Here is a 23,834-nt window from a genome sequence, read left to right as displayed (position 1 = left end):
TTTGAGCGATTCCCCGGATTTATAACTGTTAAAGTTTACTGCTCGTAGCGGTAGAAGCCGAGGCCTGTTTTACGGCCCAGTCTTCCATCCTGCACCCGTTGTTCCTGTAGCGCATTAGGCTTGAAGCGGGGCGCCTGTTGAAAGGCATCGTACAATGACCGGGTCACAGCCAGGTTAATATCATTCCCGATGAGGTCCATCAGGGCGAAAGGCCCCATCCGGAAACCGGCATTTTCCAGCAGCTGATCAATGGTACTGAAATCAGCTACCCGTTGTTCGGCCAGCAACATCGCTTCCAGATAGTAATGCCGTGCCACCCGGTTCACAATAAAACCAGGAGCATCTTTTGCGTTTACCGGCACTTTTCCCATCGACTTTGCCAGCTCATAAACACGATCAGCCGTTTCAGGTGACGTTTGTTCACCGCTCACGACCTCCACCAGTTTCATCAGATGGGCAGGATTAAAGAAGTGCATGCCGGCCACCCGCTGAGGATGAGGGAGCGTGGCTGCGAGTGCGGAAACAGACAGGGAAGAGGTATTGGAAGCGAAGATGGTGTCTTCCCGGTTGATAGGCGCCAGTTGGCTGAACAGGGCTGTTTTAGCCGCCATATCCTCTACAATGGCTTCGATGATCACATCTGCCACACAGAGATTTATATCGCTGGTAAAAGTGAGCCGTTCAAGGATGGCATCCTTCTCTTCTGTTTTAAGCCGGCCTTTTTCCACCGCTGTGGCGAGGCTTTTGGTGATCTGTGCCTGTGCTCTTTCCAGCCCTTCGGGGCGAATGTCAAACAGGACCGTCTTGTAACCACTGGAAGCCGCTACCTGGGCTATGCCGGCACCCATGGTGCCAGCGCCACATACAGCAATAGAGTGTATCATCGGGGGAGACTTTTAGATGATTCAGGCGTTTTTTGATTTACGATTTTTTGATTGAAATATGCCGGAGCAGTCTACATCACGAAATCGTAAATCAAAAAATCGCTAACTATTTTATACCGTTCCTTCAAACTGTTCCAGGAAGCGGGTATCGTTTTCAGAAAACAGGCGAAGGTCTTTGATCTGGTATTTCAGCATGGTAATACGTTCGATGCCCATACCGAAAGCGAAACCGGTGTATTTCTCGGGATCGATACCGCAGTTGGCCAGTACTTTGGGATGTACCATGCCACAGCCGAGGATTTCCACCCAACCGGTATGCTTACATACGGAACATCCGGTGCCGCCACAGATAAAGCAGGAGATATCCATCTCAGCACTGGGCTCTGTGAACGGGAAGTAGGAGGGGCGGAAACGGATACCGGTATTTTCGCCGAAGAACTCCTTCACGAAGTGATAAAGGGTCTGCTTGAGATCGGCAAAGGAAACATTTTCGTCGATGTACAGTCCTTCTACCTGGTGGAAGAAGCAGTGTGCACGGGCAGAAATGGTTTCATTACGGTATACTCTTCCCGGGCTGATGATACGGATAGGCAGTTTGCCTTCTTCCATCACCCTTACCTGGGCAGAGGAAGTTTGGGTACGCAGCAGCCAGTCAGGATTTTTGCTGATAAAGAAAGTATCCTGCATATCACGTGCAGGGTGATTTTCCGGGAGATTCAGCGCAGTGAAGTTATGCCAGTCGTCTTCAATTTCCGGGCCTTCTGCAATCGTAAAGCCCAGCCGTTCGAAGATGCGAATGATTTTGTTCCGTACCAGGCTGATAGGATGACGGGTACCCAGCCGGTGAGGGGCCTGTGGCATCGTATAGTCTACATCCTGATGATTGTCGCCGGCAGCTTCCTTCAGCGCTGTAAACTCTTCATAGCGGGCTTCTGCCAGCTGCTTAAATTCGTTCAGGATCTGTCCAAACTCTTTCTTGCGATCGTTGGGGACCTGTTTCATTTCTCCGAAGAGGGCTTTCACGAGGCCTTTGGTACCCAGAAATTTTATCCGGTACTGCTCCAGATCGGCCGCATTGGCAGGCGTAAAAGCCGCTATTTCCTGTTTATAGGCTGCTATTTGCTGTACTAACTGTTCCATAAAGAACAAAGATAAGCGATAATGCTAAAATATCAGCTTATAACCAACCCCGCGGATATTAACGATCTGGACACGGCTGTCGTCCTTCAGGTAACGCCTCAATTTGGTGATAAAAACGTCCATACTGCGGGCATTGAAGAAATTATCGTCGCCCCAGAGGTCCAGCAGCACGGCCTTCCGCTCCATCACCTCATTTTTGTTGTCATACAGCCGGCGCAGGATCTCGGCTTCCCGGTGGGAGAGGAACTCGGTGGTATTGTTGCGGGTAAGGGTTTGTTTGGCATAGTTGAAAATATACTGGCCAATCACCACGGAACCTTCTTCCATCTCCTTCACCGCCGGATGGTCACTGAAACGCTTCAGCAACGCCTTGATACGTACTATCAGCTCGTCCATGCTGAACGGCTTTTTGAGGTAATCGTTGCCCCCCAGCTCAAACCCTTTGACGACGTCTGCTGTCTGCGATTTGGCTGTCAGGAAGATGATCGGCGTGAATTTATCCTGCTTCCTGATCTCTGCCGTCACAGTAAAGCCGTCCATATTCGGCATCATGATATCCAATACCACTACATCGGGCCGCTCCTGCTGGTACAGGCGCAGTCCTTCCTTGCCGTCTTCTGCATACAACATCTCAAATCCACGAGTCTCCAGACTGTCTTTAACAATCTGACCAAGCTGCCATTCATCTTCTATTAATAATACTTTTGCCATATCATTTTTTTTGTTCCCAGGGCTGAAGCCCTGGGCTACGTTGCATGTATGTTTATCGGGAGCAACTCAACAGGGAAGCCTTGAAGCAATTAACAACAAAATACTAATAACCAAACGGATTCCCCCTCATCGTAGCCCAAGGCTTTAGCCCTGGGACAGGGGGATGTTAATCGTAAACTCCGTTCCTTTGTCAGGCTCACTATGTACCCGGATAGTGCCGCCATGCATTTCTACGATCTTCTTCACATAACTCAGGCCCAGCCCAAACCCTTTAACATTATGCAGATCACCTGTGGGCACCCGGAAAAACTTATCAAAGATATTCTCGTGATAAGCCCGCGGAATACCAATACCGTTGTCTCTCACCTTTATCTTCAGTATCCCGTGTTCTTCGCTGCAGCTGATGTACAACTGCACCTGCTCTCCGGAGTACTTGATGGCATTGTCCACAAGGTTGTTGATGGCGTTGGACAGGTGGGTTTTATCTACATAAACAGTAGGGCGGGTCAACTTGTTGTCATACCGCACCTGCAGCATCTTGTTGGCCTTCAGCTGATGGTTCGTCAGGATATTATCAATCACCTCGTTCAGGTCCGTTTCCTCTCTGAACAGCTCAAAATCTTCTTTCTCTTCGGCAGCGATGTGCAGTACCTTTTCCACAAGGTCTGACAGGCGTTGCAGTTCGTTCTTGGAGATATCCAGGTAGGTCTGTGTTTTACGCTGGTCGTTCAACGCATTGAAGTTCTGCAATGCCTCTACAGCCGCTGACACAGTAGCAATCGGTGTTTTCAGCTCATGGGTCATGTTGTTGATAAAGTCGTTCTTTACCTCTGACAGTTTTTTCTGTTTGAGGATGGTCCGGAGCATATACACAAAACACAGTACGGTCAATACCAACAGGGCGAGGGAGCTCACCAGTGTCCAGAGCATCTTTTGCAGGATAAACTGCAGCGGAGACTCAAAGCTGGCCTGTACAAACAGGTTACTGGCAGGATTAAAGGGTATCTTGGAAGTTTGCCGCGGCTCTCTTTTCCGGATACTGTCGCGGAAGCTCTCTCTTTCAAAACCACTGTAGCTCATATGGAAAGTATCCAGTTTGTAGGGGGTGGCTATCTGGCGGTTATGCAGTTCTGCGCGGAAGATGGAATCCAGTTTTTTGAGATTGGCGCTGTCGTTATGGTTATTATTGGCGATCAGGATTTCGGAGATCTGGCGGGCGAGGGTATCGACATAAATGCGGGCGGTGACGTCTCCTTTGATGCTGTCCGGCGGGGGAGGAGGGCCAGGTGACATACCGCCGCGATGCCATCCATGACGATCCCGCTGTATTATCACCATACGGCCGCTGTCTTTTGCCCGGTTGTAATAGCGGTAGCTGCGCATGTCCGGGAACTGCCGGTGCACATCGGAGAATTGTTTATTAAATACCGCTGTCCGCAAGGCGTCGTTGATTTCCTTGCTAAACTGCTCCTGCCGGATGCGATAGGAATTGTACACCCAATACCCCTGGAAAAGAAAGATTCCCAGAATACAGCTGCACATGAGGATAAGGATGTTTCGGATTCTTTGCCGCATCAATCATATTTATATCGTTACAAAACTATCCATTCCGGCGTTAAGGGGGCGAAATCCTTAACAATAATTAACAGTAGATAAGCCTATTTAACGCTGGTAGATAATCTTTAACAGTAAATAACAGTAAATAAAGGTTTTTAACGCAAAAAGAGACAGGGAAGCGGGACTTTTGTTGGTAAAATCAGCAACCATGAAAGGTATATCCCGGATCATTATGAGCGCAGCCCTCGTGCTGCCTTTTACACAGCCGCTGCTGGCGCAGCAGTCAGGCACTATTGTTTACGAGGTGACTGCTAAAACAGACCCGGAGCGGATGCGCGGGTTCCAGCGCGGTGGTGGTGACGGTGATGAGGCCCCCCAAATCCCTGATGTGATCACTTTTAAACAAACCCTTACTTTTAATAACGGTCATGCTAAACTGGCTACCGAAAGGCCCGATTTTGGCAACGGCGGTGGTGGTGGCCGCGGCGGCTGGGGCGGCAGAGCCCGCAGAGACACGGCCAACGCACAGGCACCTGGGCAAGGTCAGGGACAGGGAATGGGACAGCGCAGAATGGGGCCAGGTATGGGCATGATGGGCCGTGGCAATACACAGTACTTCGACCTCGCCAATAAAAAGATCCTTCATGTTTTCAGCACCTTCGGCGATGACCGTAAAACATATTATGCAGAAGAAGACTTTATCGTTGCCGCTGATACCAAAGCCAGCGACAAGACAAAGAAAATAGCGGGTTATACCTGCAAAAAAGCCACTATCAAGCTAAAAGATGATACCTACACCGTATGGTACACCACCGAACTGCCATTCAGCTTCTCCCCAATTAACGGGTTATTACCGGAAGCCAACGCCGTGGTACTGGTAGCAGAAGGCGGCAGACGCGCCTATAATGCTACCAGCGTAAACCTGCAAGCCGTAACAGACACAGATCTTACCATCCCGGCAGGGGCGGAAAAAATCAGTCAGGAACAAATGCGGGATATCAGACAACAGGAGATGGAGAAATTACGTAAGCGGCAACCCCAAATGTAAAAATTCATCCTATCTTACCTTTTCGCGCGAACCTCCATTATGAAAAAAATTGTACAGCTCTTGCTGGTACTGGGTTTGGGAGTGATCTGCTCCCAGGCCCAGGCACAGCAAGGAAAGATTAAAGGGCAGCTGACTGACCAGAGCACTAAAGAAGCTATGCCCGCGGCAACCGTGGTATTACTGCACACTAAAGACTCTACGGTGGCTAATACCGCCATTACCGACAACAAAGGGAATTTTGAGATCACCAATATCGCCAATGGCGACTACCGGCTCTATATCAGCTTCCTGGGATATAAAGCCATCAACAAGCCCGTAAAAATCACGGAAGAAACACCATCACTCACGCTGGGCACACTGGGCATGGAACTGAAAGGCGTTAACCTCAACGCTGTGGAAATAAAAGACGAAAAGCCCCCGATCGTTGTCAAAAAAGATACGCTCGAATTTAATGCAGATGCCTTCAAAACCCGCGACAATGCGGTGGTGGAAGACCTGCTCAAAAAACTGCCCGGAGTGACCGTGGATAAAGACGGGGCCATCACTGCACAAGGCGAAACCGTTACCAAAGTATATGTGGACGGGAAACCTTTCTTCGGCACCGATCCCAAGATGGCCACCAAAAATCTCCCCGCTAACATCATCGACAAAGTACAGATCATCGATAAAAAATCTGATCAGGCGGAGTTCACCAAAATCGATGACGGGCAAACAGAAAAAGCGATCAACATCACCATCAAAAAAGATAAAAAGAAAGGCCTGTTTGGCCGTGCCTCCGCTGGTTATGGTACGGATGACCGGTTTTCCGGTGCTTTCAACATCAACCGTTTCCGCGACAATCAACAAATGAGCCTTATTGGCGGCGGCAATAACATTAACAGTACCGGCTATACGATTCGCGACCAGATGAGCTTCAGTCCCGCCGGTGGCGGTGGCGGCGGCGGCCGTGGCCGAGGAGGCCGTGGCGGTGGTGGTGGCATGACCATCTCCCAGGGTGGCGGCGGTGGCGGCGGCAACAGCAGCCCCGGTATCACCCGTAATTGGAATGCTGGCCTCAACTTCAGTGAAGACTTCAATAAAAAGGTACAGTTTAGCGGCAGCTACTTCTTTAATGATACCAAAAACAATCTGACGCAACAAACGTCCAGACAGACTTTTGCCGGCAACAGCACCACTTTCTATAACGAAAACTCTTCGTCACAGACAGACAACAGCAACAACCGCCTCGATGCCCGCGTGGAATACGAGATAGACTCCATGCATTCCATCGTGTTTTCTCCTTCATATTCCCTCACCAATGGAAACAGCTTCAGCTCCCGTGACTACCAGACACTGAACAATAACAAGGATACCGTCAACAAAGGAACCACGACCAACGACGGGCATGGCAACAATCAGAATATCGGCGGGTCTATCCTGTTCAGAAAACGTTTTAAAACACCGGGCCGCACACTCAGCCTGAACCTGTCGTACAACAACAGCATTAATGATCAGCAGAACTACAACAAGTCCAGCGTGTATTATTTCGCCAACGACAGCCTGTCTACGTTCAATCAGAGCAACCAGATCAACACCACCAGCAAAAACGCCGGCGCCAACCTCACCTATACCGAGCCTTTAGGCCACGATAAATACCTTGAGGCCAACTATGGCATTACCAACTACAAAAGCGATAGTAAAAAATATACTTACGACTTCGATGAAAGCAAAGGCGTATATGATCAGCTCAACGATTCCCTGAGTAACGCCTTTACCAACAATACGGTCAATCAGCAGGCAGGACTGGCCTTCCGCACATCCAAACTGAAGTACGACTACTCCATAGGCCTGAACGTGCTGTTCAACAATCTTGATAACAACACCTATTCTTTCCGTACCAAAAGAGACAGCCTGATACATCAGAGTACCGTCAACTTCGCGCCTAACGCCAGCTTCAACTATACTTTCGCAAAGAACAAACGGTTACGCATAAACTATAATGGCAACACCACACAGCCTACCGTGCAGCAGCTGCAGCCGGTGCCCGACAACAGTAATGCGTTGTATGTACAGCAAGGTAATCCCGATCTGAAACCTTCTTTCAACAATACCCTGCGTATTAACTACAACCAGTTCAACAATACCACCTTCCGGGGTATGTTTGCTTCGTTGAGAGGTTCTTTTGGCGCTAATAAGATTATCAACTCCACCAGGCTGGACACTGCTACAGGAAAGACTTTCAGCAAACCGGTAAACGTGAACGGCTACTACAGCCTCAGTGGTATGTTGCATAACTCTATCCCGCTGTCAAAAACCCCTGGCCAGAACCTGAATACCGGTACTTCCATCGGGTACAGCCGTGATGTGAACATTACACAGGGAGTGATGAACTATAAAAACACCCTGCAACTGTCGCAGTCCGTTAATGTGAGCTATATGTATAAAGAACTGTTTGATGCAGCACTGGGAGGCAGTGTGAACTATAACGCCACCTCCTATACGTTGCCGTCTACGCCCAATACACAGTACTTTGACTATAACTTCAATGCAGACGTGAACTTCAATCTTCCCCTGGGTTTCATGATCGGTTCGGATGTTACCTGTACGCTCAACAGAGGCCGTACTGCCGGTTATAACCTGACTTCCACCATGTGGAATGCGAACGTGTCCAAGTATGTATTTCCCAAGAAACAGGGCATGATCAAAATACAGGGCTTCGATCTGTTGCGGCAGTATGTAAGTGTTTCCCGCGATGTAAGTGATAACTATATTGAAGACGTTCGTTCCAATGTGCTGCAACAATACTTTATGATCAGCTTTACCTACTTCCTGAATAAGTTTGGTGGTAATAACAAAGGGAACAACGGGGAGAGAGGTATGCGGATGATGATGGGCCCCCGTGGTGGACAGGGCGGTTTCAGGACGCAACAGTTTTAAAATTATTGATTTCCGATTTTTTGATGTTGGAATTTGAGTGACATAGATTCCTTTCGAATACCAACATCAAAAAATCGGAAATTTGAAACTCACTTCATGGCTACGGTTCTTCTGCCCGCCCATATGCGTTTTACAACCCATGCCACCGTGAAAGTGGGAATAAAATCTGTTCCGGGGAACAGTTCTTCCAGAAAGTTAAAGGCACTACCAAAAGTACCAATGGAGCCGCCAAACATGCGGTAAAAGATAATTGCTGAAATCGGGGCCCAGATCAGATCACTGACATCACCCAAAACCGGTACGGCGTAACTGGCACAACCAATCAGGTCCATCAGGATACAGAGCCATAAACTTGGGGTATATTTTTTTTCCATTTCAACCTCCGCTTTTCAATACATAAACAAAATGCTTACCAAAATAGCTTGTTAATATAAAGGTAAGATTTTCAGACCGTTTACGTTCAAAAAATTCGCATGACATCCTGTCCGGGCCGCTCCTGACGCGGCATTGCAGCAAGTGTTGCAAATACGCTTATTTTCATTTAAATTGATGCCACTTAAAGCACACTGTAATTATGCACGAGGAAAATTCCCGCCGCGACATGATCAAAAAAGTAGCGACTATGGCACTGGCATCTACTGCATTATCTTCCCTTTCTGAAAGGGTTGCGGCTCACGACAAAGCCGTTGGAGAACCGCTGAAAGGAAAAATCAACCACTCCGTTTGCGCGTGGTGTTATGATATTCCGCTGGCCGACCTTTGCGTGGCAGCCAAAAAAATCGGTATCCCATCGATTGATCTGGTAGACCCGAAAGACTTTGCCATCCTGAAAAAACATGACATGATCACCGCCATGGTGGCCAGCAACGGACCGGAATGGGGTATCACCCGCGGTTTCAACAATCCGGCCCATCACGATAAACTGGAAACTTATTTCCGGCATTATATCGATGAAACAGCCAAAGCAGGCTTCTCCAACCTCATCTGCTTCTCCGGCAACCGCAACGGTCTTAGCGATGAACAGGGAATCGAAAACTGCACCAAAGGGCTGCAACGTATTATCGGTTATGCAGAAAAGAAAAAAGTAACCCTGGTGATGGAACTGCTGAATAGCAAAGTAGACCACCATGATTATCAGTGCGATCACACCGCCTGGGGCGTAGCACTCTGCAAATCAGTTGGTTCTGAAAATTTCAAACTGCTGTATGATATCTACCACATGCAGATCATGGAAGGCGATGTAATCCGTAACATCCGTGATCATCATCAATACATCGCCCACTATCATACCGGCGGCGTTCCCGGACGCCACGAAATCGATGAAACACAGGAACTGTATTACCCTGCCATCATGAAAGCCATCTACGAAACAGGCTTCAAAGGACATGTGGCCCAGGAGTTCATTCCTTCCCGTCCGGATAAACTGGCCTCATTAAATAATGCTATTCATATCTGCGATATCGCATAATATTTTGTGATTGATTTATTTAGATATTTAATTATTTGATTTACGGATTTTGGAATTTTCTGATTTAGAAATTTAAAACGCGAAGATCATCATCTGATTGATCTTATAATATGATCTTCAATATGTTAAATCCCAAAATCAGAAAATTCCCAAATCCGTAAATCAAATAAAAAAATGCCCCAATAACCAAATGAAAAAATAATCCTCTACTTTTGCGCCCAATTAGTCCACTAAACAAGTAGGGTATTAATGAAACAATACTACAAAAAGCCACTCGCCTGGCTGTTACGCGAGTCCGGAGAAGAGGGCAGTCAAGGCCTGAAACGTACACTGAGCGGGTTTCAGCTGGTTATGCTGGGCCTTGGGGTCATCATCGGCGCCGGTCTGTTTTCCCTGACAGGCCTGGCAGCAGGCAACAACGCCGGTCCGGCAGTCACACTCTCTTTTGTGGTAGCCGCCGTCGGCTGTGCTTTTGCAGGTTTGTGTTATGCGGAATTTGCTGCCATGATCCCTATCGCGGGCAGCGCCTACACCTACGCTTATACCACCATGGGAGAGCTGTTTGCCTGGATCATTGGCTGGGACCTGGTGCTGGAATTCTCTGTGGGTGCAGCTACAGTATCCATCAGCTGGTCCAACTACCTGGTGGAATTCCTCTCCGGTTACGGTATTTACCTGCCACCCCGGCTGGTCCATTCTCCATTTGAAACAATAACACTCCCTGGCGGAGAAGTGGTACACGGACTGTTTAACCTGCCGGCCGCGCTGGTAGTGATACTGATGTCCTATATCCTGATGCGTGGCACCAAAGGCTCTGCCATCTGGAATGCAGTGGTAGTATCCCTCAAAGTAGGCGTTGTACTGGTTTTTATTGCGCTTGGATGGAAATATATACAACCGGCCAACCTGGTGCCTTATATCCCGAAAAACACGGGTGAATTAGGTCATTTTGGATGGTCCGGCATCCTCCGGGGAGCGGGCGTGGTTTTCTTTGTTTTCCTTGGCTTTGATATTGTCAGCACCGCAGCACAGGAAACAAAAAACCCGAAACGCAACATGCCGATCGGTATCCTCGGTTCTCTCGCCATCTGTACAGTATTATTTATACTGTTCTCACACGTCATGACCGGCCTGGCGCCTTATACGGAATTCAAAAACAGCGGCGCCCCGGTGGCCATCGCCATCTCCCATACGCCTTTTAAATGGCTGGGGCAACTGGTGGTACTGGCTATCATCATCGGTTATACATCCGTGATCATGGTAGACCTCTGGGGACAGTCACGCGTGTTTTATGCGATGTCCAAAGATGGTCTGTTACCCAAAATTTTCTCAGACATACATCCCCGTTTCCGCACACCGTGGAAGTCCAATATCCTCTTCTGTGTTTTTATCAGCTTATTTGCCGCGCTGGTACCTATCAAGGTGGTAGGGGAGATGACCAGCATCGGTACACTGCTGGCTTTCGTGATCGTATGCGCAGGCGTATGGATACTGCGTTACACCATGCCGGATGCGCCACGGCCCTTCAAAACACCGTGGGTGCCTTTTGTACCGATCATGGGTATCCTCACTTGTGTAGGCATGATGGTATTTCTTCCGCTGGACACCTGGTTGAGGCTCATTATCTGGATGGCGATAGGAATAGTGATTTATTATTTCTACGGCAGGAAACATAGCAAGGTAAGGCGGGAGCTGAATGCCGGTCAATAATGTTTCCAATCCTGCCGCAACACGCCCATCACCACCATGTCCACAAACTGGCCATGCAGCTTGGCGTTGTGCCGCAGAATACCTTCACGGGTGAATCCCAGCTTGATGGGGATTTGCCCGCTCCGCTCGTTCTGTAAAACAAAACGGATTTCAATTTTATTTAGTCGCAGTTTTTTGAACGCATAAGTGATTAACGCACGGCAGGCCGCAGTAGCGATGCCCTTGCCCTGGAAAGCCTCTCCGATCCAATATCCGATCTCCGCTTTCTGTACCTGATGGTCCCACCCATGCAGGTCCATCACGCCGCATAAATGATGCTGATACCAAATACCCAGTGCAATCGCTTCCTGTTCTTCCGCTTTCCGCTGCATCATCTGAATAAACCGGGCACTGTGCTCTTCATTGGTATTGTAATCCACCCATGGCAGGAACTTACGCAGGTTTTTCCTGGAGGCATCCAGCTGCTTATATACCAGTGGGGCGTCCTGCATGGTCAGTTGCCGCAGGTAAATATCTTGATTGACAGGTATATCTAACATAACCGGAATTAAAGTGGGGGATAAACCTACGAATAAAATTATGAATTACGAATTTATTGATTATGAACCACTCATAAAACAAAAAGGCAGATCAATAATGATCTGCCGTTCACCTATCACACTTAAAATTGTCATTATCCAATATCGTTAGTTTCTAGCCAACAGGTTTCTCTTCGTCATGTCTTTCACAACCTGCTGCGCATATAACACCGCCATTCTTGCTGTGGAAGGTGGGTCAAAAGATTGTGATTGTACAGAGTACAGTAACTGACCGCTTTTCAAATCATACAGATTACCTTCCCACTGATACCTGGTACTATAGGTAACATAACCTGGTGAGTAATAGGTATTGTACCAACGGGAATAATAAGGCCAGAAACCCCAATAACCATAAGGGGCGTAGGCATATCCCGGAGTATAACTTCTTTCTCTGCCCTTATCCACCATAACAATAGTCAGGACCTGATTTACATCACTGCCCTGAAGCTTCCTGATGGCCTGTTTTTCACCCATTTTGATAAACTCATCGGGGCCGAATTCCTGTAATGAAGAAACAGCGTTATATCCTTTACGCTTGAGTTCTGTTGCGGTGAAATTTTCCATCTGGCTTCTGAGAGCCCGGTCCTTTTGAGGAACCAGCGCCATCACCATTATTTTCTGATCTTTCTGTAACTGTTGCGCGTTGTTGGCGCGCCAGGAAGAAGTAACTTTCGTACTGCACGCAGCCAAAGCCATTATCACTAATCCTGACAATATTAAACCCAGCTTTTTCATGGTTCCCTCCTTGTTTTTGTGTTATATCTGTTAGACGTGGCAAGGAGGAAAATGTAACAGGCACTAGATAGTTTTAACATTCCTATAACTGTGATGGCCATGATTACTGCTGATTCGCCTGATTCGGGGAGATTAAAACGGATTAAAAAAAATGACCAAAAAGGCTGCCCTTTTTGGTCATTTAATCTCGTAGCCCGAAAGGCTTATATCTTAGCCCAGGGCTTCAGCCCTGGGACCTTGATTAATAGTTAATCACCTGCTCTTCAATAGCGGCGGGCAGTTCACGGAACTGATACAGCTGGGTGCGCAGCTGTGGTTCAAAACCGGCTTCACGGATAGCATCCTGCATGGTGCGGTAAGTGAAGCGGTGCGGTGCGCCGGCGGCGCTCACCACGTTTTCTTCGATCATAATAGAACCGAAATCGTTGGCGCCGGCGTGCAGGCACAGTTGCGCTACCTGTTTGCCGACAGTCAGCCAGGAGGCCTGGATATTCTTGACATTCGGCAACATAATACGACTCATAGCGATCATGCGGATATATTCTTCGGCGGTGGTCATGTTGTGCACACCACGGATTTTTGCCAGCAGCGTGTCCACATCCTGGAACGTCCAGGGGATGAAAGCGGTGAAGCCATAATGCCCTTCCGGTTTTTCGCTTTGTACCTGGCGGATGTCCACCAGATGCTCGAAGCGTTCCATAACGGTTTCCACGTGTCCAAACATCATCGTGGCGGAAGAAGCGATATTCAGTTTATGCGCAGCCCGCATAACGTCCAGCCATTCCTGTGCGCCACACTTGCCTTTGGAGATGAGCCTGCGTACACGGTCATTCAGAATTTCAGCACCGGCGCCGGGAAGGCTGTCCATGCCTGCTTCTTTTAATGCGCGCAGCACTTCGATATGTGTGCTTTTTTCCAGTTTGGTGATATGCGCCACTTCCGGGGGGCCCAGCGTGTGCAGACGGAGGGTAGGATACAGCTTCTTCAGCTCCCTGAACAGGTTGACATAGAAGCTCAGTCCCAGTTCCGGGTGATGCCCGCCCTGTAACAACAGCTGGTCGCCGCCGTATTTCAGGGTCTCCTCTATCTTGCGTTTATATTCCTCAATATCGGTAATATAGGCTTCGGCGTGGCCGGGAATGCGGTAAAAGTTGCAAAACTTACAGTTGGCCGTGCACACGTTAGTGGTGTTCACATTTCTGTCTATCTGCCAGGTCACCTTTCCATGCGGCACCTGCTGCTTACGTAACTCGTTGGCAATGTGCATCAGTTCTGCCAGCGGTGCATTTTCAAACAAGTACACCCCTTCTTCTGCTGTCAGAAATTCAAACTGCTGTGCCTTTTGATATAAATCCTGAAGTACCATATGCTATTTTCTAATCGCTGAATAACCCGACAAAGGTAGTATATCGCACAATAACAGCGGGTAATAAAAATATTTTATATGTAGCGTTTTATACATTAAATTTAGGAAAATGATCCCCTTGCATCATCTGTATGCCTAAACCAAATCTGTTACTCGCCTTGCTGCTCGCTTTGGCAGCACTAACCGGTCTTTATCAACCAGTATCTGCCGGAAATGCCATCCTGGAGAAAGATACTACACAGCCATCTGTGTTGATCACCCGTTTTAAGTTCAAACAATATTATGGTGGTGTAGTCGTCATTTCGGCCACACTGGACAACCTTCCGGACACCCTGCAGTTTATCCTCGACACCGGCAGCGCCGGCATCTCTCTTGATACTGCCACCTGTGTCCGGCTGGGCATTAAGCTCACCCCTACAGACAAAGTGGTGAAAGGGCTGGGAGCGGCCAAGACCGTGTCTTTCGCGATGGACCATACCCTGAAGCTACCGGGGCTCACCATCGACAGCCTGGATTTCCACGTCAATGATTATGAGCTGATCAGCCAGGTGTATGGTATCCAGGTAGATGGTATCATCGGTTACAGCTTCCTGAACCGCTTTATTGTGACAGTGGATTACGATACGGAAGAAATTATCGTCAACAGCAAAGGCCGCTATAACTATCCCAAAGGTGGTCAACTGCTACGCCCATCGCTCACACAGATACCGCTGATAACGGCACCGCTGCGTCATGAACGTAAAACGGTCACCAACCGTTATTATTTCGATACCGGCGCCGGTATGTGCCTGTTGTTATCTTCCCAATTTGTCAACGACAGCGCCCTGATCACGAATCGTCGCAAAAGCAGGAAAATCATACAAACGGAGGCCCAGGGCCTGGGTGGCAAAATGCAGATGTCACTCACCACCATTCAGGAGTTCCGTGTTGGCAGCTATTCCTTCCGGAACGTGCCCACCTATATCTTCGATGACAGGACCAATATCACGGCCTATCCTTTCCTCGGCGGCATGATCGGCAACGACCTGCTGCGCCGGTTTAATATCACGCTCAATTACGGCAGGAAAGAGATATACCTGATGCCCAATACCCATTTCAAAGATATGTTCGACTACTCCTATACCGGCCTTATTATCTATCTGATCGACGGCAGGGTGGAAGTGACCGACATCATCAAAGGATCACCGGCCGAAAAAGCCGGCATCCGGAAAGGAGACATCATTATGGCAGTCAATAACAACCTTGGCTCTAACCTGCAGCTGTTCCGTGAACTGCTCAAAAATGTAGGCACCAAGGCCACGCTGTTGATTGCCAGAGATAACGACTTGTTAATTAAAAAGTTGCCAATAAAAAGTATTCTTTAACGTTATTTGCAGCATGTGGCGTACTCTGGTGATAGTAATATGCTTGTGCTGTAATTTATTCCTGCCTGCCTTCGCACAACGAAAAAATGCTGCCCCCGCAGCGGCAGACAACAGCAAACCTGTGGCTGTAATTCCTTTCCGCATGATCGACAAACATGTGGTGATACCGGTGGTGCTCTCCGGCAGTACCGATACGCTACGGTTTGTTTTTGACAGCGGTGCGGAAGTCACGGTGCTGCATAAACGGGTTTCTGAAAAGATGCGTATCAACAGCGGACATCAGGCTTTCATGAGCGGCACCAATAATGCCATGGTAAGGACCAATGTGGTAACGCTCAATGCCCTGTATCTGAAAGAATTACGCCTTCCTTACGTGGACGCCTATCTTGAAAATCTCGATAACCTCGGTGATATTGACGGTGTAATCGGCGTGGCCCTGCTGAAGCTGTATATCGTGAAAATCGATTACCGGCAACAACAACTGGTGTTGTACCGTAATGGTAAAACACCCGTCGGCAATACCGGGCGACAGCTGCATTTCCAGCTCAACTATTCCACGCCGGTAATAGATGCCGCCATCACGATGCCTGATGGCCGTCATCTTCCCGGCCATTATCACATCACCACCGGCGGCGACTACGGCATCCTGTTCAACTGGCCTTACGTGGATTCCAACCGCATCAACAGTCTCCCTACACTCAATACAGACAGGGTACAGGATATGGTCAGGGTGTTGTATTATATCAACAGCAACATCCCATCATTGCAATTGGGCGGAAAAACATTGGCCAATGTGCCCGTGAGCTATTGTAAAGACATCAATGATGTAGGCGTATACACTGAAATTGCCGGCTCTATTGGTTATGATGTCTGGAAACAATTCACCATCACAATAAACTACGGAAAGAAGGAACTCTACCTGGAATGACCACTGACATTGTGTTGTAGCCCGTACGCGTCCCCCAAATCCATCCTGATAATGGAAAACCCAAACCCTAATTCCTAATTCCTAATACGTAATTAGTCCTTTTACCCTATTTTTACTTCTATACGAATATTACATTATGATTCATTATAATAAATTTACATTAGCTAATGGGTTGCGGGTTGTGGTACATGAAGACCATACTACGCCCATGGCTGTATTAAACGTACTGTACGATGTAGGCGCAAGGGATGAGAACCCCGAACAGACCGGTTTTGCCCACTTGTTTGAACACCTGATGTTTGGCGGCTCAGTCAATATTCCCGAATATGATGAGCCCCTGCAAATGGCAGGAGGGGAGAACAACGCCTACACTACCAGCGACCTCACCAACTACTACATACAGCTGCCGGCAGAAAACATTGAAACTGCTTTCTGGCTGGAAAGTGACCGGATGCTTTCACTGGCCTTCAGTGAAAAAAGCCTCGATGTACAACGCAAAGTAGTATCAGAAGAGTTTAAGGAACATTACATCAACAAGCCCTATGGCGATGTATGGCACAAAATGAGGGAACTGGCATACTCCTCGCACCCTTACCGCTGGATGACCATCGGTAAAGAGCTGTCGCATATTGAAAACGCTAAGCTGGAAGATGTAAAAGCTTTCTTCTTTAAGTTTTACCGTCCGGTCAATGCCATCCTTTCCGTGGCTGGCAACGTCACTACGGAACAGGTGAAAACATTGGCGGAGAAATGGTTTGGTGATATTCCTCCCGGAGAAAAATATCATCGCAACCTGCCGGTGGAACCACCACAAACAGCTGCGCATAAACTGGATGTAAAAGCCAACGTGCCACTGGACGCCCTGTACAAATGTTACCATATGTACGCCCGTTCAGACAAACGTTATTATGCTGCCGACCTGGTCTCCGATATCCTCGGCGGTGGCAGCTCTTCCCGTTTGCACCAGGTGCTGGTAAAAGAGAAAAAACTCTTCAGTAATATTGACTGTTACCATTTCGGCAGCCTCGACGCCGGTTTGCTGACCATCGAAGGTAAACTGGTGAAAGGCGTGAAGATGAAAGATGCCGAAAAAGCCATACAAACTGAACTGGAAAAATTACAGGCCGAAGTGATTGTCGACCGCGAACTGCAAAAGGTGAAAAACCGCGTGGAAAGCCTGCTCGCATTTGAAGATATGAGCCTGCTCAACCGCGCCAACAACCTGGCCTTCTATGAGCTGCTTGGTGATGCCGGTCTGATGAACAAAGAGTTTGAAAACTATGACGTGGTGACAGCCGAAGATATTCACCGGGAAGCGAAGCTGCTCTTCGATGAAAAAAATGCCAATACCATTTACTATTACGCCGAAAATCAGGGATAAACCACATCTCAGTCACACGGTATAAATGAGATCTATATGAATAGAACGATTCCTCCTCCCATTAAAGACGCTGTGGAGTTTGATATAAAGCTGAAGCCCTACGAGAAATTCACGTTGGACAACGGTATCCCCGTTTATGTGATCAAATCAGAAGAACAGGATACCCTGCAGCTGGAACTGGTATTCCCTGCCGGTTCATGGTATGAAAGCGAAAGCCTGGAAGCCCTGGCCACCAACTTTCTCATGAAAAACGGCACCAGCAAGCGTACAGCCCTCGAGATCAACGAGGCTATCGATTATCATGGCGCCTACCTTAACCGGAACGCGTACCATGAAAACGCCACCTTCACGCTGCACTGCCTCACCAAACATACAGAAGTGCTGCTGCCGGTATTACAGGACGTTATACTCGATCCTATTTTTCCGGAAGAAGAATTACAGCTCTACAAACAAAACCAGAAACAGAAGCTGGCCGTCAATCTCCAGAAATGTGATTTTGTGGCCAACCGCTTTATCGATAAATACCTGTTTGGCGAATTCCATCCATACGGCCGTGTGAGCAGCATGATGGCTTATGACGCATTACAGACAGAAACGCTGCGTGCTTTCTATCAAAAGCATTATACGTACAACAACTGCCGCATTTTTGTGGCCGGTAATATGCCAGCCAATATGCTGGCGCTGCTGAACCAACACTTCGGCAGTACCCGCTGGAACGGTGAGACCAGCCTGCTCAGGCCGGAGCTGCCCGTACAACCGGCAGAGGAAAAGAAATTCCGCATTTTCAATGACGAAAATGGTGTGCAGGGTGCTATCCGTATCGCCCGCCCTTTCCCCAACCGCTATCATCCGGACTTTCCTAAGATGCTGGTGCTCAACACTATCCTGGGTGGCTACTTCGGCTCCAGGCTGATGAGCAACATCCGGGAAGAAAAGGGGTACACCTATGGCATCTATTCACAGCTGTATAATTTCCGGCAGGTGAGCGCTATCAACATCCAGACCGAAGCCGGCAGGGATGTGTGCGAAGCTACTATCGAAGAAGTGTACAATGAGCTGCGCAGACTGCAAAATGAGCCGGTGCCGCAGGAAGAACTGGACCTCGTGCGTAACTACATGATCGGTTCCATCCTCGGCGACCTGGACGGCGCCTTCCAGCTGATACAACGCTGGAAAAACCTGATCCTCAACGATCTGGACGAAAACTATTTCTACAACAACATTCAGACAATCAAGACTATCACCGCAGAGGAATTACAGCAACTCGCCAAACAATATCTCACGCCCGGCGATTTCTATGAACTGGTGGTGATCTGATGTGATAATCATGCAAGACGATCAACATTACCTGGCAGCCAATAAAGCACTCTGGAACAAACGTACAGCCGTACACGTTACCTCTTCTTTTTATGATGTGCCGGCTTTTCTGGAAGGGCGTAGCTCACTCAATAGCATTGAGCTGGCATTGCTGGGCGATGTCCGGGGAAAGCGTATCCTGCACCTGCAATGCCATTTTGGGCAGGACACGCTTTCTCTGGCACGCATGGGCGCAGACGTGACCGGAGTAGACCTCTCTGATGCAGCCATTGCCCAGGCCAATGCACTAACGGCGCAACTGGGTCTTCAGGACCAGGCACAGTTTATTTGCTGTGATGTTTATAGTCTTCCTGAACACTTGCAGGACAGCTTCGATATTGTATTCACGTCTTACGGTACTATCGGCTGGCTGCCCGACCTGAACAAATGGGCCGGGGTGGTGCAGCGCTTTCTGAAACCGGGCGGCATTTTCGTAATGGCTGAATTCCATCCGGTAGTGTGGATGTTCGATGATCAGTTTACCCGCGTGCAGTACGATTATTTCAATACGGAAACGATTGTGGAAAACAACAACGATACCTATACGGATGCTGAAGATAACGCAGACGTAAAAGGTGTTGCCTATTCCTGGAACCATCCGCTGAGCGAAGTCTTCGAATCCTTGCTGACAAAGGGTTTACAGCTACAGACGTTTCAGGAGTTTGATTATTCCCCGTACAATTGTTTCCAGAACACCACCGGCGAAAACGGGCATTTTCAGATCAAAGGGATGGAAGGAAAACTGCCGATGGTATATGCATTCAAGTTCCTTAAACCTTAACATATGAAAGCAGTTGTCATTACACTGTTAATCGTGGCAGGCAGCCTCACCGGGATGGCGCAATCCCAGTCAGACATGAACAAACAGGCCGGCCTGGAGTACAAAGAGGCAGATAAGAAGCTGAATACCATATACCAGGAGATCCTGAAAAAATATGCGGCCAATAAAACGTTTATCACCAATTTCAAGGAGGCCCAAAGGCTGTGGGTACAACTGCGCGATGCCCAGCTGAAGGCTATGTACCCGGAATCCGCGAAAAGTTACGGCAGCATGTTCCCGGTATGTAAATCCAATTACCTCGCTGAGCTGACCAATCAGCGCACAGATGCTATCCGGGTGTGGCTCAACGGCCTGCCTCCGGGGGAAACCTGCACCGGTTCCGTTGGAGCAACGGAATAGTCAACATTTATATAATATAAATTACATATTATTTTCTGTATATTTGGCGTACACCACAACGCCTATGAGACTCCCTATCCTGATGCTGGCGGTATTCCTGTGTGGCAATGCCTATTCCCAGTCCCGCCAGACGGCACTGGACACACTGGAAAATCGTTATCAGCGCTGCCTTTCTACCGGCAGCAACAGCTACAGCTGCGCCCTTGTATATTACAAGCAGCTCGACAGCCTCCTGTACAGCACATTACAGCGCCTTTACAGCCAGATTGAGCCTAACAAGCTACACTCCCTCCAGACAGAACAAGGTGCCTGGGAAGAGAAGAAAGATGCCTATTTCCGTAAGATAGACGAGCGGGTGGAGAAGATGCATAAAAGCACCATGAACGGGCTGGACGATGACATGATCTCTACAGACAACAAGGCTGCTTATGTGAAAGACCGTGTCACCGCCCTTCTTGATATGGAGATCTAACCATTTCATTATTTAGAAATTTGGTCATTTAATGGGTTCTCTAAATGAGAAAATTTCTAAATAACAAAATATCACAATCGTTCCTGGTGACGCAGCCAGCGTTCCGGCATCTCATTGTTACTGGCCAGCAGGTAATCGTTATACGCACAGGGCACAAACTCCTGATCGGGGAGCTGCATCCACCAGCGGCCGGTACGTTTGCTTTTCAGGAAAACAGTTTCTATATCGGAGAAGGCTATATGAAATTCCCAGAAGGCGTCCCGGTCATCCAGCAGGGCCTCTTTGTTTTTGACGGAGCGGCCATCCATAAAATACCACATCATCTGAGCGATCTGGCGGGCCGTTAGTTGCTCCTTGTCTTTTTCAGGCCGGTAGCCATAAATCCCAAAGGAAGATAACCGGCTGCTCATACCTGCATAACGGGCAAGAGAGCAGGCTTCTTCACCGCTGAACCCATTGGGGGAGAGGTTGTTGGCCGGCGCATCGGTATGCCGGATGATATTGATATCCAGGCTGAACAAATCAGAGTGCCGCAGTACTGGTTCCGCTTCTTCCATATTCTCACGGATACGGCCTAAACGAAAACAATCAAAACGCAGTTTATCCAGCGTCTCTAACATACGCGGATGTACGAAATAGCTCTGGAAACCCAGGTGGTTGTAGTGACGGAGATAATTGGGCTGTTCGGTGAGGATATCCATCAGGTATCTTTCACTACGGTGAGAGGATTCTTCCTGCAGATCGATCAGTGCATCTGCCACAGTAGCCTCTATGATCAGCTGATGAGCCGCATAGGCTTTGTATTGCGGATAGGTAAGATCATGGGAGCCGCCTAATATCAGCACCGTTTTATTGGCTTGTATCAGTTCCCCTACAACTGTTTTCATGGCAGCATATGCATCGGCGAGAAAGGCGCCTGAACGCAGGTTGCCTACATCAGCCACCTTGATATCACGGTGCCAGTTGTAGAGCCTAAAGAACTCCCGCCGGATCGCATCAGGCCCACTGGTGCCTGTTTTTCCGCTGGCGCTGCCCCTTTCTTCTCCCACTCCCAGCAATACAATATCAGCAGCATCCAGGTCCGGATGATGCTCTTCCTCATAAACATCTATCACACCTCCAATCTGGAAAGCGTCATACTCCTGATCATCGTTCAGAAAAGCTTTGGAAACAGGCTGCAAAAAATCCTGCAGGTGCGAAAAATCTGCCATCACTTAGTTGGGTTTGTTTGACGGCAAACGTACAACAAGAATTTAAAAAAAATACATCAATGAAGCAGATAAGCAGCGGGTTATGCTACTGTACCGGAAATGCCAAATGTACGACTGTTAGTTGCGGTGAATGATAAATTCGAAAGGCTTGTGTGCTTTACGTGAAATTGCCTTCTCCAGCACCGATCGTTTGCTGGTAATTCTACTTTTGTTGCAATCTACTACTTCCATTACTGCGCACAGATAATCCATGGTTTCAATTAAAGACAACATCTCACTGATTTGCCTTACAGCAGACTGTATCTGCTGCTCTGTGTACCTATCTTCATGTAGCAGGATCAATAAATCTCTATCTACCGGTTTCATGAAAAAAATTTTGACTGTTCCCCGAAATAATTGTTTGGCCAGGTTTTCATGGGATAATTCAAAAAAGATAAGGTAAAAATCGTTTTAATGTTGTGTCAGATGTGCCTTCTAGTGCATTCGTTTTTTGTTCATAGTGGGACAACCGCAATCGTTCTTCTTAAACACTTTGCAACCTGTCATCGTTAAACTTCCACAAAGAAAAAAGATCACCATCCATTTAAGCCTTTTCATAGTGCTATTTAATATTCTTCCGGTTAAATATAAATCCTTCCCAAATTAGTTTACCTTTTCTTAACAATCACCCTTTGTAATTTAAGCTAAATTCGCAAAAAAATTTAATTTATTTGTCCACAATCCAGCCTCCCGTAAAAATTTTAACAGTGCCTCTGGACTGGGGCCTGGGACACGCCACCCGCGACATTCCACTCATCTACGAAATGCTAAACGCAGGCGCTCAGGTTTTTATTGCCGCCGAAGGAAAACATGCCGCACTGCTGAAACAGGAATTCCCGGAAATCACCATTTTACCGCTGCCAGGATACCGCATCCAGTACGCGCAAAAAGGTAAGTTCTTCGGAATGAAGATTATACAACAGATTCCCAAAATATATAACGCGGTGAAATATGAGCAGCGGTGGCTCAAAAAGATCGTGAAGGAATACCAGATCAATGCTGTTATTTCGGACAACCGCTTCGGATTGTACCAAAAAGACATTCCGACCGTATTCATCACCCATCAGCTCCTGATCAAAACACCATTCGGTGGCTGGATAGAGCGGACATTACAGAAAATCAACTATAATTTCATTCGTAAATACAGCGCCTGCTGGATCCCGGACTTCGCCGGCGATAATAATCTCTCCGGTGAACTGGCGCATCCGGCAAAACTCCCGCCCAACACTACGTACATCGGCTGTCTTAGCCGTTTTGAGCCACAACCGGACGTCGAAAAGAAATACGACCTCCTGGTGCTCATTTCAGGGCCGGAACCCCAGCGTACCAACCTGGAAAAGCTCGTGCTGGACCAGGTAAAGGACCTCTCCCTGAAAGCCCTGATCGTTAGCGGTAAACCGGGAACCCACTATCATGAAGAGGTAGCTCCCGGCGTAACGCATGTTAACCATCTGGACGCCAAAGCGTTAAACGAAGCCATGCTTGCTTCCGACATGGTGCTGAGCCGCTCCGGCTACACCACCCTGATGGACCTCGTAAAACTCAACAAAAAAGCGATCCTGATACCCACGCCCGGCCAGTCTGAGCAGGTATATCTCGGTGAACACCTCATGAAAAAAGGTTATTTCTATTCTGTCTCACAGGAAGAATTTAATCTGAAGACAGCGCTGGATGAGGTTTCCCGCTTCCCCTTCAAGTCCTTCCAACATGAGCAGGACATGTCGCTCTACAAAGAAATAGTTAAACAGTTTGTCCAAAAACTTCAAAAACGGCCGTAAGCAGCTAAACGG

The 23,834-nt window shown here is 48.1% G+C and carries 22 protein-coding genes; 12 read left to right on the top strand and 10 right to left on the bottom strand.

Translation table 11 applies throughout. The features are described from left to right. Nucleotides 1-35: 35 nt before the first annotated feature. The 4 genes from HHL17_RS03360 to HHL17_RS03345 all read right to left on the bottom strand — a co-directional run bounded on the left by HHL17_RS03360 (nt 36) and on the right by HHL17_RS03345 (nt 4,277). Nucleotides 36-884: a 3-hydroxyacyl-CoA dehydrogenase family protein gene (locus tag HHL17_RS03360; RefSeq protein ID WP_169223375.1), complete on the bottom strand. Its 849-nt coding sequence runs from the start codon at nt 882-884 to the stop codon at nt 36-38. A gap of 111 nt (nt 885-995) precedes the next feature. Continuing rightward, entirely contained in the window at nt 996-2,024 is a 1,029-nt protein-coding gene (pheS, locus tag HHL17_RS03355; protein WP_169223374.1) for a phenylalanine--tRNA ligase subunit alpha, read from the bottom strand. Between the two features lie 24 nt (nt 2,025-2,048). After that, nucleotides 2,049-2,735, bottom strand: a complete 687-nt coding sequence (locus HHL17_RS03350) for a response regulator transcription factor (RefSeq protein ID WP_169223373.1) — start codon at nt 2,733-2,735, stop codon at nt 2,049-2,051. A gap of 144 nt (nt 2,736-2,879) precedes the next feature. Next, nucleotides 2,880-4,277, bottom strand: coding sequence for a sensor histidine kinase (locus HHL17_RS03345; RefSeq protein ID WP_169223372.1), 1,398 nt, complete (start codon nt 4,275-4,277; stop codon nt 2,880-2,882). Between the two features lie 223 nt (nt 4,278-4,500). Here HHL17_RS03345 and HHL17_RS03340 point away from each other — a divergent pair, with 223 nt between their 5' ends. Together HHL17_RS03340 and HHL17_RS03335 are read left to right on the top strand one after the other, a co-directional pair. Beyond that, nucleotides 4,501-5,340: a GLPGLI family protein gene (locus tag HHL17_RS03340; protein WP_169223371.1), complete on the top strand. Its 840-nt coding sequence runs from the start codon at nt 4,501-4,503 to the stop codon at nt 5,338-5,340. A gap of 39 nt (nt 5,341-5,379) precedes the next feature. Further along, nucleotides 5,380-8,256, top strand: coding sequence for a TonB-dependent receptor (locus HHL17_RS03335; protein WP_169223370.1), 2,877 nt, complete (start codon nt 5,380-5,382; stop codon nt 8,254-8,256). Nucleotides 8,257-8,345: 89 nt separating this feature from the next. On the opposite strand, the gene HHL17_RS03330 is transcribed toward HHL17_RS03335, so the two are convergent. Then, nucleotides 8,346-8,630, bottom strand: a complete 285-nt coding sequence (locus HHL17_RS03330; protein ID WP_169223369.1) for a hypothetical protein — start codon at nt 8,628-8,630, stop codon at nt 8,346-8,348. 200 nt (nt 8,631-8,830) lie between these two features. On the opposite strand from HHL17_RS03330, the gene HHL17_RS03325 reads away from it, so the two are divergent. Continuing rightward, nucleotides 8,831-9,724: a hydroxypyruvate isomerase family protein gene (locus HHL17_RS03325; protein ID WP_169223368.1), complete on the top strand. Its 894-nt coding sequence runs from the start codon at nt 8,831-8,833 to the stop codon at nt 9,722-9,724. Nucleotides 9,725-9,973: 249 nt separating this feature from the next. Continuing rightward, nucleotides 9,974-11,434, top strand: coding sequence for an amino acid permease (locus HHL17_RS03320; protein WP_169223367.1), 1,461 nt, complete (start codon nt 9,974-9,976; stop codon nt 11,432-11,434). On the opposite strand, the gene HHL17_RS03315 is transcribed toward HHL17_RS03320, so the two are convergent. The 3 genes from HHL17_RS03315 to mqnC form a co-directional block, all read right to left on the bottom strand. Next, on the bottom strand, nt 11,428-11,973 hold the full coding sequence (locus HHL17_RS03315; protein WP_169223366.1) for a GNAT family N-acetyltransferase: 546 nt from the start codon (nt 11,971-11,973) through the stop codon (nt 11,428-11,430). The two genes, HHL17_RS03320 and HHL17_RS03315, sit on opposite strands and share 7 nt — an antisense overlap. 147 nt (nt 11,974-12,120) lie before the next feature. Further along, nucleotides 12,121-12,747 carry a hypothetical protein gene (locus HHL17_RS03310; protein WP_169223365.1) on the bottom strand — a complete coding sequence of 209 codons (627 nt, stop codon included), beginning with the start codon at nt 12,745-12,747 and terminating at the stop codon, nt 12,121-12,123. Nucleotides 12,748-12,988: 241 nt separating this feature from the next. Further along, nucleotides 12,989-14,113, bottom strand: a complete 1,125-nt coding sequence (mqnC, locus tag HHL17_RS03305) for a cyclic dehypoxanthinyl futalosine synthase (RefSeq protein WP_169223364.1) — start codon at nt 14,111-14,113, stop codon at nt 12,989-12,991. 131 nt (nt 14,114-14,244) lie between these two features. Here mqnC and HHL17_RS03300 point away from each other — a divergent pair, with 131 nt between their 5' ends. From HHL17_RS03300 to HHL17_RS03270, 7 genes are all read left to right on the top strand, one after another. Further along, nucleotides 14,245-15,477 carry an aspartyl protease family protein gene (locus HHL17_RS03300; protein WP_169223363.1) on the top strand — a complete coding sequence of 411 codons (1,233 nt, stop codon included), beginning with the start codon at nt 14,245-14,247 and terminating at the stop codon, nt 15,475-15,477. 142 nt (nt 15,478-15,619) lie between these two features. Next, complete coding sequence (locus HHL17_RS03295; RefSeq protein WP_206155899.1) at nt 15,620-16,405, top strand: aspartyl protease family protein; 786 nt, start codon at nt 15,620-15,622, stop codon at nt 16,403-16,405. Between the two features lie 136 nt (nt 16,406-16,541). Then, nucleotides 16,542-17,786 (top strand): M16 family metallopeptidase, encoded by a 1,245-nt coding sequence (locus HHL17_RS03290; protein ID WP_169223361.1) that lies wholly within the window; start codon nt 16,542-16,544, stop codon nt 17,784-17,786. Nucleotides 17,787-17,822: 36 nt separating this feature from the next. Next, nucleotides 17,823-19,103: a M16 family metallopeptidase gene (locus HHL17_RS03285; RefSeq protein ID WP_169223360.1), complete on the top strand. Its 1,281-nt coding sequence runs from the start codon at nt 17,823-17,825 to the stop codon at nt 19,101-19,103. A gap of 10 nt (nt 19,104-19,113) precedes the next feature. Further along, nucleotides 19,114-19,923 carry a class I SAM-dependent methyltransferase gene (locus tag HHL17_RS03280; RefSeq protein WP_169223359.1) on the top strand — a complete coding sequence of 270 codons (810 nt, stop codon included), beginning with the start codon at nt 19,114-19,116 and terminating at the stop codon, nt 19,921-19,923. A 3-nt stretch (nt 19,924-19,926) separates the two neighbouring features. Continuing rightward, complete coding sequence (locus tag HHL17_RS03275; protein WP_169223358.1) at nt 19,927-20,322, top strand: lysozyme inhibitor LprI family protein; 396 nt, start codon at nt 19,927-19,929, stop codon at nt 20,320-20,322. A gap of 64 nt (nt 20,323-20,386) precedes the next feature. Beyond that, the gene (locus HHL17_RS03270) at nt 20,387-20,794 is read left to right on the top strand and encodes a lysozyme inhibitor LprI family protein (RefSeq protein WP_169223357.1); all 408 of its coding nucleotides are present in this window, start codon (nt 20,387-20,389) and stop codon (nt 20,792-20,794) included. Nucleotides 20,795-20,865: 71 nt separating this feature from the next. On the opposite strand, the gene HHL17_RS03265 is transcribed toward HHL17_RS03270, so the two are convergent. Beyond that, nucleotides 20,866-22,005: a formimidoylglutamase gene (locus HHL17_RS03265; protein WP_169223356.1), complete on the bottom strand. Its 1,140-nt coding sequence runs from the start codon at nt 22,003-22,005 to the stop codon at nt 20,866-20,868. Between the two features lie 117 nt (nt 22,006-22,122). Continuing rightward, nucleotides 22,123-22,371, bottom strand: a complete 249-nt coding sequence (locus HHL17_RS03260; RefSeq protein ID WP_078669652.1) for a hypothetical protein — start codon at nt 22,369-22,371, stop codon at nt 22,123-22,125. Between the two features lie 380 nt (nt 22,372-22,751). Between HHL17_RS03260 and HHL17_RS03255 the strand changes: the two genes are divergently transcribed. Next, nucleotides 22,752-23,822 carry a glycosyltransferase gene (locus HHL17_RS03255; RefSeq protein WP_169223355.1) on the top strand — a complete coding sequence of 357 codons (1,071 nt, stop codon included), beginning with the start codon at nt 22,752-22,754 and terminating at the stop codon, nt 23,820-23,822. Nucleotides 23,823-23,834 lie beyond the last annotated feature (12 nt).

This window comes from Chitinophaga fulva, assembly GCF_012927205.1.
Classification (GTDB): Bacteria; Bacteroidota; Bacteroidia; order Chitinophagales; family Chitinophagaceae; genus Chitinophaga; species Chitinophaga fulva.
This window is presented reverse-complemented; position numbering and strand designations above follow the sequence as displayed.

Coding starts and splice junctions, on each gene's coding strand:
- HHL17_RS03295 (WP_206155899.1), top strand. CDS start 15,620: ATGATCGACAAACATGTGGTGATACCGGTGGTGCTCTCCGGCAGTACC.
- HHL17_RS03285 (WP_169223360.1), top strand. CDS start 17,823: ATGAATAGAACGATTCCTCCTCCCATTAAAGACGCTGTGGAGTTTGAT.
- HHL17_RS03265 (WP_169223356.1), bottom strand. CDS start 22,005: ATGGCAGATTTTTCGCACCTGCAGGATTTTTTGCAGCCTGTTTCCAAA.
- HHL17_RS03275 (WP_169223358.1), top strand. CDS start 19,927: ATGAAAGCAGTTGTCATTACACTGTTAATCGTGGCAGGCAGCCTCACC.
- pheS (WP_169223374.1), bottom strand. CDS start 2,024: ATGGAACAGTTAGTACAGCAAATAGCAGCCTATAAACAGGAAATAGCG.
- mqnC (WP_169223364.1), bottom strand. CDS start 14,113: ATGGTACTTCAGGATTTATATCAAAAGGCACAGCAGTTTGAATTTCTG.
- HHL17_RS03360 (WP_169223375.1), bottom strand. CDS start 884: ATGATACACTCTATTGCTGTATGTGGCGCTGGCACCATGGGTGCCGGC.
- HHL17_RS03350 (WP_169223373.1), bottom strand. CDS start 2,735: ATGGCAAAAGTATTATTAATAGAAGATGAATGGCAGCTTGGTCAGATT.
- HHL17_RS03345 (WP_169223372.1), bottom strand. CDS start 4,277: ATGTGCAGCTGTATTCTGGGAATCTTTCTTTTCCAGGGGTATTGGGTG.
- HHL17_RS03325 (WP_169223368.1), top strand. CDS start 8,831: ATGCACGAGGAAAATTCCCGCCGCGACATGATCAAAAAAGTAGCGACT.
- HHL17_RS03315 (WP_169223366.1), bottom strand. CDS start 11,973: ATGTTAGATATACCTGTCAATCAAGATATTTACCTGCGGCAACTGACC.
- HHL17_RS03280 (WP_169223359.1), top strand. CDS start 19,114: ATGCAAGACGATCAACATTACCTGGCAGCCAATAAAGCACTCTGGAAC.
- HHL17_RS03260 (WP_078669652.1), bottom strand. CDS start 22,371: ATGAAACCGGTAGATAGAGATTTATTGATCCTGCTACATGAAGATAGG.
- HHL17_RS03310 (WP_169223365.1), bottom strand. CDS start 12,747: ATGAAAAAGCTGGGTTTAATATTGTCAGGATTAGTGATAATGGCTTTG.
- HHL17_RS03340 (WP_169223371.1), top strand. CDS start 4,501: ATGAAAGGTATATCCCGGATCATTATGAGCGCAGCCCTCGTGCTGCCT.
- HHL17_RS03270 (WP_169223357.1), top strand. CDS start 20,387: ATGAGACTCCCTATCCTGATGCTGGCGGTATTCCTGTGTGGCAATGCC.
- HHL17_RS03320 (WP_169223367.1), top strand. CDS start 9,974: ATGAAACAATACTACAAAAAGCCACTCGCCTGGCTGTTACGCGAGTCC.
- HHL17_RS03335 (WP_169223370.1), top strand. CDS start 5,380: ATGAAAAAAATTGTACAGCTCTTGCTGGTACTGGGTTTGGGAGTGATC.
- HHL17_RS03330 (WP_169223369.1), bottom strand. CDS start 8,630: ATGGAAAAAAAATATACCCCAAGTTTATGGCTCTGTATCCTGATGGAC.
- HHL17_RS03300 (WP_169223363.1), top strand. CDS start 14,245: ATGCCTAAACCAAATCTGTTACTCGCCTTGCTGCTCGCTTTGGCAGCA.
- HHL17_RS03290 (WP_169223361.1), top strand. CDS start 16,542: ATGATTCATTATAATAAATTTACATTAGCTAATGGGTTGCGGGTTGTG.